Source organism: Microvirga sesbaniae (assembly GCF_025460805.1).
Classification (GTDB): domain Bacteria; phylum Pseudomonadota; class Alphaproteobacteria; order Rhizobiales; family Beijerinckiaceae; genus Microvirga; species Microvirga sesbaniae.
Genome location: NZ_JAMXFJ010000030.1, coordinates 1 through 12492, shown reverse-complemented (window position 1 = coordinate 12492; position 12492 = coordinate 1). Strand labels below are relative to the sequence as shown.

Genomic DNA, 12492 nt, shown 5'->3' with positions numbered 1-12492 from the left:
GCCAGACTGAAACATATCCGAGGTGACGATGCTCCGCGCAGGCAGAGGCTCGAAACCAAGGCCGCTTCGCACACTCTCCCGCCATTCCATATGGGGGATCGCGCTCCACGGTGAGCCGCTTGCTGCTCAATTGATGCCGCAGGTCATAACTGTTGGAATTGTACCAAGGCGGCGCGGATGAATTCAACGAGCTGCTGTGCGGCAAGGGATAACGGGCGTCGGCTGGATGTCAGAAGCCAGATATCCATCGAGGTCTTGGGGAGCAATCGACGACGAACCAACTGATCCGATGGGTAGTCCATTCCGACGAAGGGTGGGAGAATCGAGACGCCGATGCCGTTGGCGACGAAACTGCATGCCGTCTCGGACATAGGCACCTCGATCTGATTGCGCTTTTGGACGCCACGCATCTGGAAGGCCCGATCGATTGTCATCAGGGAACAGTCGTCCCGCTCCAGGGAGATGAAGGACTCGTTCCGCAAATCCTCCACTCCGATTGTGGCTTTCTCAGCTAGCTGATGCTGTGCTGGCAGAAAGCACATGAGATCGAATCTGACGACAGCCTCGGCCGTCACGTCCGGATGGTCGAAGGGAAGGATGCTGAGGCCGATATCGACCTGTCGCGCCATGACAAGTTCCGCGATGCGCGGGGAGGCCCGGCTTTGAAGCGTCAAACGCAGATCCCGCTGTTCAGCCAGGAACGGCGAAAGGGCCCGCGGCAGATAGCGAGAGGCCAGAGCCGGGAGGGCCGCGATCGTGACCTGACCCCACTCGCGGTTCCGCACCGCCGCTGCCACACGCTCGATCCGCTCCGTGCCGGCGATCAGCTTCTCGACCTCTGCCGCCACGAGGCGCGCCTCCAGCGTTGGAACCAGGCGTCCATTACTGCGCATGAAGAGCTTAAAACCGCAGCTTTCACCGAAGCTCTTGAGTAGCTTGCTGACGGCGGGCTGTGAGATGCCGAGCCTCTCGCCTGCGTGCGTGACAGAGCCTGTTTCCATGAAGGCATGGAAGGCTTCAATCTGCCTGATGTTCACCACACTGCCCTATCTATGTAATTCTAGATCATGACGTTCGGTTATAATGAACAGCAGAAAAGCAATTTGACAATCATATTATCAGCACTTTTAATCCTTTAAGAGTTGTAGACCTCATGCCGCTGGATGGGCCTGGCGACAACGAACACCAACCTCTCCTGAGGCGGCCCGCGCGAGACCCGTCTGAAGATCAGCATTTGGAAACTATGTGTCCGCGGCAACAATAACCAAGGGGATTGAGCGTGATGAAATCAGTAGTTTCCGCGGGAGCGTTGGCGATCTTGATGTCGGCTGCGTCACCTGCTTTGAGCAGCAGTCTCGTCGTTTGCATCGAAGGAAGCCCGGAGACCTTCAACCCGCAACTGACCAGCAACGCGACCACGAGCATCGTGACGGGGCAGATCTACGATCAGCTTGTCTCGGTCAAGGCTGGTGGTTCGGAACTCGAGCCGAGCCTCGCCGAAAGCTGGTCGATCTCCGAGGATGGCAAGACCTATACGTTCAAGTTGAGGAGCGGGGTGAAATGGCAGTCCAACAAGGCGTTCAAGCCGTCACGTGAGTTCAATGCAGACGATGTGGTCTTCAGCTTTGAGCGCATGATGAAGGCCGATCATCCCTATGCCAAAGTCAACGGCGGAAACTACATTACATTCAATACTAAGCTCGCGGACGTTCTGATCTCCGTGAAGAAGATCGACGACCATACGGTTGCGTTCACGCTCAAGGAACCGTTGGCGCCCTTCATCGGGATCCTGTCTCACCAATCTCTGGTCATCCTCTCGTCCGAATATGCCGATCAGTTGCTCAAGGCCGGAACGCCTGAACAATTCGATCTGCAGCCGATCGGGACAGGGCCGTTCCAGTTGCAGGTCTATCAGACGAATGCAGCCGTACGGTTCAAGGCCTTCCACGATACCTGGGGGGAGAGGGTGAAAGACCCCTCACGGACACCGAAGGTCGACGATCTTATCATGCCAATCACGGTGGATGCACCGGTTCGCCTGCAGCGCGCGCAAGCGGGGGAGTGCCACATTGCCAATGCGCCCAGTCCGGCCGACCGAGAGGTGATCAGGACCAGCGCCAAGCTCAACCTTGTTGAAACGCCGGTCGCATCCTCGGGGTTCCTTGCCTTCAACTTCAAGGAGAAGCCGTTCCAGGATAAGCGCGTCCGTCAGGCACTTGCGCATGCCATCAACATGAAAGGCCTTGTCGATAACGTCTTCGATGGCACGGGCGCAGTGACAGGCGCGCTCATCCCAGCGGCTCTCTGGGGGAGCAATGCCGATCTGAAGGGCCACTCGTACAACATCGAAAAGGCGAAGGCTCTGCTTGCCGAGGCGGGATATCCCAACGGCTTCGAGACGCAGATCTGGGCGCTTCCCGTCACACGTCCTTACATGCCGAATGGCCGCCGCGCGGCTGAACTGATCCAAGCCGACTGGGCTAAGGTAGGCATCAAGGCAGAAATCGTGACCTACGAATGGGGCGAGTACGTCAAGCGCGCACGCCTAGGAGAGGCCAAGACTGCCATGTTTGGAGGCATATGGGACTTCCCGGATCCGAGCCAGATCCCGAACAACTACTTCACCTGCAATTCGCAGGGCAAACCAAGCCCGTCGAATATTGGCTCGTGGTGCAACGCTACGTTCAATGACCTGATTTCCCGGGCCGGACAGATCACCGACCAAGGCCAGCGCACGGATCTCTACAAGCAGGCGCAAGTCGTCTTCAACGACGAGGTGCCGGCTATCCTGTTCGGTAGCTCCTCGGCGCTGCTCGCCGTCAGCAAATCGGTTTCAGGCTTCGTGCCAGCCGTGTTCGGAACGAGCCGCTTCTCGGGCGTAACGGTGCCCTGATCGGATCCGATTTTTAAGAGCCGGGCGGGGAGGACTCAAGGGTTCCTCCCCGTCGATTTTATTGACGTTTGGGCCATGTTTCAGAAGTCGGCGCACGGCCCATTTCCTTCATGCGGAGCTTGAAGATGCGTGTTGTCGTGATCGGCGCGGGGATTCTCGGATCCAGTGTCGCCTATCATCTTGCCGTGAATGGCATTGAAGTCGAGGTGATCGATGAAGTCCATCAGGGCAAGGCGACCCTGGCTGGGGCGGGGATTGTCTGTCCCTGGGCCACGAAGGTCACCGATCCGGAATGGTACGCTCTCTACGCGGCCGGAGCGCAGTACTACGCGAATCTCGTCGAGGGGCTGACGCGGCGCGGAGAAGCCGATCTCGGATACGGGCGCGTCGGAGCGCTTGTCGTGGCCGAGGATCGGACTGAACTGGAAGCCGCGGATCAGCGGATCCAGTCCCGGATCGCCCATGCACCCGAGGCCGGGGACGTGCGGCGCGTCTCGGCCGCCGAAGCGAAGCGGCTGTTCCCGCCCTTGCGAGAGGATCTCGATGGCATCTACATTCCTGGCGGCTCACGGGTTGATGGCAGGCTTCTCGCCGCTGCCATGACCCGTGCAGCCATCGCGGCGGGAGCCGTTCTCCGTCACGATCATGTGTCGCTCGAGTTGCGGGACGGCAAGGCATACGGGATTCGCAGCGATGGAAGCCCGATTGAGGCGGACGAGATAGTCGTCACGGCGGGCGCCTGGGCCTCGCAGATCCTGCGGCCGCTCGGGTTGGAGCATCCCGTCCGCCCGCAAAGGGGCCAGATCGTTCATCTGCGCCTGTCGGGCATCGAAACGCGCTCGTGGCCCGTGCTGCTTCCAATGACCAGTCACTACATGCTGGCCTTCGACGATTCCCGTGTCGTGATCGGCGCAACGCGGGAGGACAACACCGGATTCGATTATCGGGTCACGGCCAGTGGCCAGGCCGAGGTGCTCAATGCGGGGCTCGCAATCGCGCCCGGCCTTGCGTCGGCGACCATCATCGAAACGCGGATCGGCTTCAGGCCCGCGGGCGACGGTCACAAACCCATCCTCGGACGTGTCGCCGGCATGGAGGGACTGATCGTCGGCAACGGCCTCGGAGCCGCCGGCCTGACCATTGGGCCTTATGCCGGACGCCTACTCGCCCAGATCTGCATGGGCGAGAAGCCGGACACCGACACCGCGCCCTACGCACCCGCCTCGGCGTGAACCACACTCCATTCAAACCAAAGGACATCCAATGACCGACATCATCCGTCACCGGAAGCACAAGATCATGCACGGCGCCGTGGAACACAACGGAGTGCTCTACTTCGGAGGGCATGCCGCCAATGACCTGTCGCAGGGAATGGCGGACCAGACTCGGGAAGTCTGCGCCAAACTCGATACGTTCCTGGCCGAACTCGGCTCCGACAAGACCAAGATCCTCGCAGCACGGATCTATTTGAGCGACATGGCGCAAAAGGAAGAGATGAACAAGGCCTGGCTCGAATGGATTCCCGAGGATGACCTCCCATCACGAGCCACGATCGGTGTTGCAAGTCTCGGCGATCCCAATCGCCTGATTGAAGTGATCATCACCGCGGCACGATGACGGGGCTTCGGTCAATTCCGTAATGGGACTTGGCTGTCGGGCTTTTGCCTGTGTCCGCAGCCAATTTCTCTGAGGGGCATCGATTAAGGACTGCCGTCACGATCCCACACGAGCCATAGGACACCAGGCATGGCAGAAAAGACCAGCCGAATTGATGATCGCTACTCGACCAATGAGAAGTACACGACTTTACGCGGGGTCCACCGCGACGCTCAGCGGCACTTGTCGGAAGTCGAATGGAATTATCTCTGGTGCGGCACTGGCGACGAGGTCACCCTTAGGGACAACACGGCAGCATTCGACCGTTACCGCTTCGTTGCTCCTCTCTTCGCCGGGATCGACAATCCCGGTACCCGGACGAACGTTCTGGGATTTGAGCTGAGCTTTCCCGCCTTCATAGCCCCATTTGGGGGAGAGGCGGTCTTCCATCCTGACGGACACCTTGCCATCGGGCGGGCGGCAGAAGCAGTCGGCATTCAGCAGATGGTGCCGGTTGCCGCATCGTTCCCGCTTGAAGATATCGCGGCAGCTTCCTCCGTAGCCTCGATATTCCAGATGACGTTCGTCGGCGATGAGGATGCCGTCGTTGATCTCATGGAGCGAGCCAAGAACGCCGGTTATAAATACATCTGCGTCACATATTCCCCCATCAGGCAATGGCGGGAGCGGATGATGGAAGATCGCTTTTCCATTCGTGGGGAGAAGGGTCCTGCCAACTTCGGGCCGGGACGATCCGATCCAGCCGCCCTTGTCGAACTTCTAGAATTCACGCAGCCGCGCTGGAACTGGCAGAAAGCCGCGCGCGCTATCGCGCGTGCGCCTCTCCCGTGCATCGTCAAGGGTGTCACGAGCGTTAGGGACGCTCACGCGGCACTCGAAGCCGGTGCGGTTGGACTTTATGTCTCAAACTATGGTGGCCGCACGGTTGACCGGACGCCCGCAGCCTTGGACGTCTTGCCGTCCATCCGCAAGTCAGTGGGACGAGAAATACCGATCATCTTCGACTCGGGCATCCGTCGGGGCAGTGATGTTGTTACAGCCCTCGCACTGGGCGCGGATGCGGTTGCCCTTGGCCGCCTGATTGCGCTTGGTCTCGCGGCCGATGGAGAGTACGGAGTACGTCGAACGCTCGAACTTCTGCATCGCGAATTCTGGACAACATTAGGCCATTTGGGTTGCTCTCAAGTTGAGGATATCTGCGAAGCAGTTCTGTACCGTCCTCTCGCCGATGTGGCTCTCTAAGGAAGCCTTCACAACTCGCAAGCGGGAGGTCTGGATCTGGCACGAAGCCGAAGTAGGCCGAGGGCACGCAGTTGGAGGGTAAGCGGACCTTCACACGGCAACACTTGCGGACTGTACCTGATCCAATCCGGACCATTCGGCGGCGCTGCATCCCAGTCTCCCGAGGGAGCGCTAGTACCCTGATCCTCCAGCTTCGGTCGGAAGGCCCCACGCGCATCCGCACTTAGGTTTTCCGACTAAGGCAAGGTCTTGTCCCCGCTCCTGCGACCGCCCTATCTCTGCCGGGATCGGCCATGACAGGATATCCAGCGATGTCGGTTTCACCACTTGTCGATCCAGACACCCTCCGCAGGGTGCTCGATCTCGTAGGGGAAGACCTCCGCGGGAAAAGGATCCTGGGTGAGATCATGATCTGCTCGGGGAGCGCGTTCCTGCTGCGCTACGGTTGGAGGGACGACGGCACGAAGATAGAAATCGATATCTCCCTCGACGGCAAGAACGGGCCCATCCGGCAGGCCTGCGACTGGGCAGGCAACAACCTCAAGCTTGTGGAGGGTTGGCCGGAACGCCTTCTCCCAAGGCTCATCGGCGACGGCATCGCCAGGGAAGGCGGCTTCCCATCCGGAATGTATCCTTCTTGGGAGAAGCCGGGCCTGAGGGTTGTTTCGGCGCCGCCCCAACTCATGATCCCGATGGTTTTCCTGGCCACGTTACGCCCGATGGACGGAATGACGTTTCAGGACATGGAGCCTGCGATCCAGATCGCTGCCCGCCATGGCATCAGGACAGGCAAGCGCCTCCGGGGATGATCACGCCCTACCTCGAGAGTCGGCCTGTGAGTTACAGCGATCACGAACGGGAGGTGGATAGGAAGGTCTGGCAGTTTGAGGAGGCCATCAGATTCTTTGGCCTTGGACCGCCCTTTGAGCGGGAGCCGAGATCGCTAAGGGACGTGGCTGACGCTATCAGGGGTCACCCCGACTGGTACGGATGCGCCATGTACACATTCATGGAGGCATTCTTCGCCGAGGAGAGCAGGGCTGCACGACAGGTCATGCTCGATCCCACTCCCATCCCGACCGGGGATTGGAAAAACGACACCTGGATCGGGGCAATTGGGGAGCATGTTGCACAGAGATGGAACCTCCTGATTCCCGAGTGGACACAGGAGGAGGCCTTCATGGGAGGTAAGATGCCCTATTTCAGCACCGAATTTGGAACCGCTCGCGACATCGAGATCGTTGAAACGCCACCGGCGTTTCGGAGGCGCCTCATTTTCGGGGGAGCGGAGCCGCTCATGAACGCGAAGTTCCCGAATGCGATGAAGGTGACGATGCCTTACTGGAACTAGGTTTGCAGCGCGAGCAGAAGTGCCGTTACCTCCCGCGTCATTCAGGCACCCCAGCCTTTCTCAGACCTTCCACGAAGATGTCGCGGTGGGCGTAGTCCCATAAATGCTTACGCGCCATGGCCAGCGTTATCCCCGGCCTGATCGTTTCCGCCCGCGCAACAGCCGCTCGCGCCTCATCCGTCAAGCCGAGGTGGCCACAGCAACTCGCAAGCGTGCGCCAGTTCCCAAAGAATTCCGGCATCGACGAGACCGACCTGCGGATATGGGGAAGCGCTTCCTCAAACCTCTGTGCGCCAAGCAGAGTCAGCCCGTGGATGGCGGAGTAGAAGCCTGCAAAGTCGTCGTTCGGGCTGATGCGGAGCGCCTTCCCGGTTTCGGCCACAGCTTCCTCAAATCGGCCGGAACGGAGAAGCGCCCATCCGTAGATCGTATGGGCAAGGGCAAAATTTGGATTGAGGCGCAGGGCCACCCCGGCCTCGTGAAGCGCCTGCTCGTGCTGCCCCCTCGCACTCAGGATGTGGCACAGGGTGGTGCGTCCCCACGGCTCGGACGTGTCGAGTGAGATGGATTTCTCGGCGTACTGCAGGGCTTCACTGTACGAGGCCTGGGCATCCTCTGACCAAAAGCAGTGCCCTTGCCACATCACCGCCCAGGCGAGCACAGCGTAAGCCCTGGCATAGCTGGGATCGAGAAGGATGGCTTCGCGGGCCAGCCTTTGAGCCTCAGCGTTCCCACTGCGACTGACCCTGAAGACGAGAGACAGGGCTCGAATGACGAAGCCCCAAGCATCCAGACTTTCAGGTGGTTTGCTTTGTGCGCGGAAGCCTTCCTCGGCGTAGATATGCGGCTCGATTGCGGCCACGACACTTTCCGTGATCTCGTCCTGCACGGCAAAAATGTCATCCAATTGCCGATCGTACTTCTCGGCCCAGATGTGCTTGCCTGTTTCGGCGTCGATCAACTGTCCGGTGATGCGGATGCGCCTGCCAGAGGCCCTGACACTTCCTTCGAGCACATAGCGAACTCCAAGATCCCGTGCCACCTGACGGACATCCACCGCCTTGCCCTTATAAGTGAAAGTTGAGTTGCGAGCGATGACGAACAGCCACTTCAGACGCGCGAGGCCCGTGATGATGTCCTCGGCCATCCCATCGGCAAAGTACTCCTGCTCAGGGTCGCCGCTCATGTTAGTGAAGGGCATGACAGCAATCGAGGGCCTCTCAGGTAGGGGAGGCGGCTTGGTGGCCTCTACCCCGACTCGGGCGAACAAGGATGCCTTTAGGGCATACGCCCGGATCGGCTCCTCCATGTTCTTGATCCTCTGTGGCCCGAGATCGGAATAGGTGAGAGGCAGGTTTTTTCGCACATGCCCATAGGTAACTTCCGAGAGGCATATGCCACCTGGTTCGGCAATGCTTTCGAGCCGGGACGCGATATTGACCCCGGCCCCCAACAGGTCGCCGTCCCGTCGCATCACGTCGCCGACATGCAGTCCGATCCGGAACTGGAGTTGTCTTTCCTCAGGATTGGCCAGGTTTGCGGCCGCGAGAGCCTCCTGCACCTGAATGGCGCAGCGGACAGCGTCGACCGCGCTGGGAAACTCAGCAAGGACACTGTCGCCTGCGGTATTGGCGATCCGGCCTCCGTGCTCCGCAATGAGCCGATCCATCACCTCACGGTGAGCGGTCAAGCTCTGGATGGTACCAGCCTCGTCCTGTTCCATGTGCCGCGAGTAGGCTGCCACGTCCGCGGCGAAGATGGCTGCCAGCCGGCGGCTGACCTTTACCTCCTGTGAACCCATCTGACCCTCAGCGTGTTCTGAGGCGGGATACTACGTGGCGCGAGAAACGGTGCCTAGACTTCATTCGAGCTAGCTGGTGGCACGGCTGACAAGCTCGGCCGCACCACTCCCATCGCGATGCCGTCGGACGAAGTTCCTACTCGACGGCCGAGCCGGGGGCGGGAGCTTGCGCAGGCGCTTGGGATGCACGTCCATCTCGAGCGATGTCGAGGGGACGGAATGCAGGCGGCGTACCGTGACCTCCCACCTGAAGACATAGTCACCGGGGCCGAGTGGCATCGTCCGACTCGTGCGCTAGCCACTCGTAGAGGCGGCCGAATGCGAGGCGCGGCCCCAATCGTTTCGCTCTATGAGCGCAAAGCCCGCAGATGGGCTGGTATATTTTTCGTGGTTCCGGTCCTGTATCCGGTCGTCATGCTGTTTCTGCTGGCATCGGTCATGCAAGCCAAGAAGATCTGGATTTTGATCCAGCGACGCCTTGCGAGGGTGATGTCACATTAACCCGACTATGAGGCCGAAGCGTATAGATCGCCTGGCATGACCAAACTCGTCAGCTACAAGCGCCACCGCTTTCCACCTGAGATCATTGCCCACGCGGTATGGCTGTATTTCAGGTTCCCGTTGAGCCTGCGGTTGGTCGAGGAGATGCTCCTGGAGCGCGGCATTCTCGTCTCCTATGAGACAGTCCGGCGCTGGGCGCTGAAGTTCGGGCCGGACTATGCCCGCCGCCTCAGACGCAAGAGGCCGAGCAGGCGCGACATCTGGCATCTCGACGAGGTCGTGATCACCATCGCTGGCCGGAAGCACTGGTTGTGGCGGGCTGTCGATCAGAATGGCTACGTGCTCGATGAGATGGTCCAGCCGCGACGTGATACAAAAGCCGCTAAGCGGTTACTGAGGCGCCTGTTGAAGAAGCAAGGCTGTCCGCCCCGGCGAATGATCACCGATCAGCTGGGCTCCTACGCGGCTGCCCGGCGCCAGATCATGCCAGCGGTCGAGCATCGCTCGCACAAAGGCCTTAACAACCGGGCAGAGAATTCGCATCTGCCGCTGCGCCGACGAGAGCGGGCAATGCAGGGCTTTCGATCAACGGGAGGGCTACAGAGGTTCGTCAGCGTCTTCTCGGCGGTTCGCAACCTCATTGTGCCGCCCCGTTCCCGCCGCTCTGCCCTTTCTATCCACCTTCACCGCCTCACCGCCATGGCGGAGTGGAAGTTTGCAACCAGCGTTGCTGCATGAGCTCGTCAGGTGACCGAGTTTGCCTCGATGCGCCCGCTGTCAGTTAATGTGACAACGCTAGGCGGTCACCGTCCTCGGTGCTGTGCAGGGCACGATCGTGACCAAGCCGCATGCGCTGCGTCGTATTCTAACGAACTTCATTGACAATGCCCTGAAATTTGCTGGCAGCGCCGAAATCGGCGTTGAGCGAAGAGATGGATGCGCTGTCATCAAGGTACTGGACCGTGGGCCGGGTATACCGGAAGACAAGCTGGAAGCCGCCATGCAGCCCTTCGTCCGGCTGGAGCCGTCCCGTAACCGCGAGACCGGCGGAACAGGGCTTGGGCTTGCCATTGCCCAGCAGCTGGCGAAGACAATCGACGCTTCGGTTCGGATCTATAATCGTGTCGATGGCGGGCTGGTGGCTGAAGTGACCCTTCGTTGACGGGAGATCCTGGCACCTTGTACGGGACGATCTCTCACCAGCTCGTTGCTACGCTTTGATACACTTCTGGCGTTTCCAGAAATATGCCCGATACGTCGACCATCCATATCACTCTCTGTCACTGGATGTCGCTGTGAGCGACGGAACAAAGGAGTGTTCCATGACGACGATCGAAAAGGTTCTTTACACCGGAAAGACCCACACGACCGGCGGGCGCGACGGTTTTGCGCGCAGTGATGATGCACAGCTCAATGTCAAGCTGTGTCCTCCGGGCACAGCCACGCCGGGCACCAATCCCGAACAGCTCTTCGCGGCCGGTTGGTCAGCCTGCTTCATCGGCGCAATGGGTCTTGCTGCGGGCAGGCGCAAGTTGAGCCTCCCTGCGGACACTGCTGTCGATACGGAGGTCGACCTCGGCACGACGGATGGCGCCTATTTTCTGCAAGCCCGTTTGAATGTCAGCCTGCCGGGCCTCGATAGGGAACTGGCCCGGGAGCTCATCGAAGAAGCCCATCAAACCTGCCCCTATTCCAAGGCGACACGGGGTAACATCGATGTAGAACTGAATGTCGCGTGAGCGGTACTCCCATCAATGGAGGTTTCGATGAAGCGCATCATCGCCGGTATGCTTGCGCTCGGCATTCTTGCGGTACCTTGTGCCTATGACATAAGCTCAGCAGAGCCATCGCCGCTCGCAGGCCTCTTCGCAATGTCAACAGGCCTGCCACGGTACAGCAATTCCAAATGATGACCTAGGTAGGCCATAGTTTATGGAAAAGGCTTCCGTGAATAGGTAAAACGCTGAATGAGGCGCTGCCGCAGACAGCAGCCTCCTTCGTCCGCTGCTACATTGTTGGTGGAAGCTGCTTCAAAAAATGCCGCCGTAAGGCCAACAAGTTTCCCTAAGGACACAGCCGATTGAGCATATTTTCAGGCGAAAACTGGCGAAGTTCTCTTGTCACTTTCGACTGCGCTGACGCAGTCCCATCTGGCACCCGAGTTACCAATCTCCACCGACCCGTTCTGCCGACAAGCCGGACATGTTGCTGCTCCAGTGCGGCAGTTGCTGCATCCCAGTTGTCGGTGAACAGGACGAGCACAGGTAGGAGTTTTCCTACTCCAAGGGTGCTCCTTCCCAAGCCTACACTAGAACGCGGTCCGGCAACTCCTCACAGATCCTTTCAGGCTCTAACGAGCCTGCACGGCCGCATCTCAGTATGTCTTACTCGCGGTCTTTGATAGACAGTTGGCCGCCTGTTGCCGGAGCGACTGGATGTTGATGCGCGCCAGAAGCAGGGGGCCGTGCCCTCCCCGGCGGGTGAACGACAACACTGCGTTTGTCCTGTTCGGGCTGATATGTGTCCTCCACCAACTCGAAGCGCAGCTTGTTGACATAAAAGTCGATCGCTTCGCCGCGATTCCGGACGACAAGTGCCACATGGGTGATGCTCTGTTTTAAGTTACCGCCTGAAAGGCCTCGGCCTTAGTGGCAGAACTCATGGATCCGTCGCAAACTTTTTGTCTCAGAGTTTCAGCTACTGGGACGTTGGTCACAGTAGTGGAGGACACGGTGTTCAAAGGCAGGCATTTTGACCGGTCGGTGATCCTGCTCTGCGTCCGGTGGTATCTGGCTTACAACCTCAGCCTCCGAAATTTGGAGGAGATGATGGCCGAGCGGGGGATCTCCGTCGATCACGCGACCATTCACAGATGGGTTGTCCGGTACTCGCCCGAACTTCTGAAGCGCTTCAATGCACGCAAGCGAGCCGTCACTGGCAGGTGGCACGTCGACGAGACCTTGTATTTGATGGGCGTTGCGGGTCATTCCCACAGCATGAGGCCGGGATAGCTCGAATGAGACATAAGACAGAAGTCTGCGATGTAGATGGTGCGCCCGGCCTCACCACGCGCCCCAGCTGAGATCG

Annotated in this window: 12 protein-coding genes and 2 pseudogenes; 11 read left to right on the top strand and 3 right to left on the bottom strand. The window is 59.6% G+C overall.

Features of this window, described 5'->3' with window-relative positions; genetic code table 11:
• Nucleotides 1-143: 143 nt before the first annotated feature.
• Entirely contained in the window at nucleotides 144-1037 is an 894-nt protein-coding gene (locus tag OCW50_RS25925; protein WP_262299551.1) for a LysR substrate-binding domain-containing protein, read from the bottom strand.
• Between the two features lie 284 nt (nucleotides 1038-1321).
• Between OCW50_RS25925 and OCW50_RS25920 the strand changes: the two genes are divergently transcribed.
• From OCW50_RS25920 to OCW50_RS25895, 6 genes are all read left to right on the top strand, one after another.
• Nucleotides 1322-2893 carry an ABC transporter substrate-binding protein gene (locus OCW50_RS25920; protein WP_262299550.1) on the top strand — a complete coding sequence of 524 codons (1572 nt, stop codon included), beginning with the start codon at nucleotides 1322-1324 and terminating at the stop codon, nucleotides 2891-2893.
• Between the two features lie 125 nt (nucleotides 2894-3018).
• The gene (locus OCW50_RS25915) at nucleotides 3019-4125 is read left to right on the top strand and encodes an NAD(P)/FAD-dependent oxidoreductase (RefSeq protein ID WP_262299549.1); all 1107 of its coding nucleotides are present in this window, start codon (nucleotides 3019-3021) and stop codon (nucleotides 4123-4125) included.
• 31 nt (nucleotides 4126-4156) lie between these two features.
• Nucleotides 4157-4510 (top strand): RidA family protein, encoded by a 354-nt coding sequence (locus OCW50_RS25910; protein ID WP_262299548.1) that lies wholly within the window; start codon nucleotides 4157-4159, stop codon nucleotides 4508-4510.
• Between the two features lie 129 nt (nucleotides 4511-4639).
• Complete coding sequence (locus OCW50_RS25905) at nucleotides 4640-5752, top strand: alpha-hydroxy acid oxidase (RefSeq protein ID WP_262299547.1); 1113 nt, start codon at nucleotides 4640-4642, stop codon at nucleotides 5750-5752.
• Between the two features lie 311 nt (nucleotides 5753-6063).
• Complete coding sequence (locus OCW50_RS25900; protein WP_262299546.1) at nucleotides 6064-6561, top strand: hypothetical protein; 498 nt, start codon at nucleotides 6064-6066, stop codon at nucleotides 6559-6561.
• 26 nt (nucleotides 6562-6587) lie between these two features.
• Nucleotides 6588-7103: a hypothetical protein gene (locus tag OCW50_RS25895; protein ID WP_262299545.1), complete on the top strand. Its 516-nt coding sequence runs from the start codon at nucleotides 6588-6590 to the stop codon at nucleotides 7101-7103.
• A 37-nt stretch (nucleotides 7104-7140) separates the two neighbouring features.
• Here OCW50_RS25895 and OCW50_RS25890 read toward each other — a convergent pair whose 3' ends face one another.
• Nucleotides 7141-8904, bottom strand: a complete 1764-nt coding sequence (locus OCW50_RS25890; protein WP_262299544.1) for an adenylate/guanylate cyclase domain-containing protein — start codon at nucleotides 8902-8904, stop codon at nucleotides 7141-7143.
• Between the two features lie 537 nt (nucleotides 8905-9441).
• On the opposite strand from OCW50_RS25890, the gene OCW50_RS25885 reads away from it, so the two are divergent.
• The 4 genes and pseudogenes from OCW50_RS25885 (at nucleotide 9442) to OCW50_RS25870 (ending at nucleotide 11315) form a co-directional block, all read left to right on the top strand.
• Complete coding sequence (locus OCW50_RS25885; protein ID WP_262265784.1) at nucleotides 9442-10143, top strand: IS6 family transposase; 702 nt, start codon at nucleotides 9442-9444, stop codon at nucleotides 10141-10143.
• A gap of 61 nt (nucleotides 10144-10204) precedes the next feature.
• A pseudogene (locus OCW50_RS25880) lies at nucleotides 10205-10567 on the top strand (ATP-binding protein); the annotation flags it as partial.
• Nucleotides 10568-10727: 160 nt separating this feature from the next.
• Nucleotides 10728-11144: an organic hydroperoxide resistance protein gene (locus tag OCW50_RS25875; protein ID WP_262299543.1), complete on the top strand. Its 417-nt coding sequence runs from the start codon at nucleotides 10728-10730 to the stop codon at nucleotides 11142-11144.
• A gap of 27 nt (nucleotides 11145-11171) precedes the next feature.
• Entirely contained in the window at nucleotides 11172-11315 is a 144-nt protein-coding gene (locus tag OCW50_RS25870) for a hypothetical protein (RefSeq protein ID WP_262299542.1), read from the top strand.
• 474 nt (nucleotides 11316-11789) lie between these two features.
• On the opposite strand, the gene OCW50_RS33660 is transcribed toward OCW50_RS25870, so the two are convergent.
• Nucleotides 11790-12005, bottom strand: coding sequence for a VOC family protein (locus OCW50_RS33660; RefSeq protein WP_262299541.1), 216 nt, complete (start codon nucleotides 12003-12005; stop codon nucleotides 11790-11792).
• A 132-nt stretch (nucleotides 12006-12137) separates the two neighbouring features.
• Between OCW50_RS33660 and OCW50_RS25860 the strand changes: the two are divergent.
• A pseudogene (locus OCW50_RS25860) lies at nucleotides 12138-12365 on the top strand (IS6 family transposase); the annotation flags it as partial.
• Nucleotides 12366-12492: the final 127 nt, after the last annotated feature.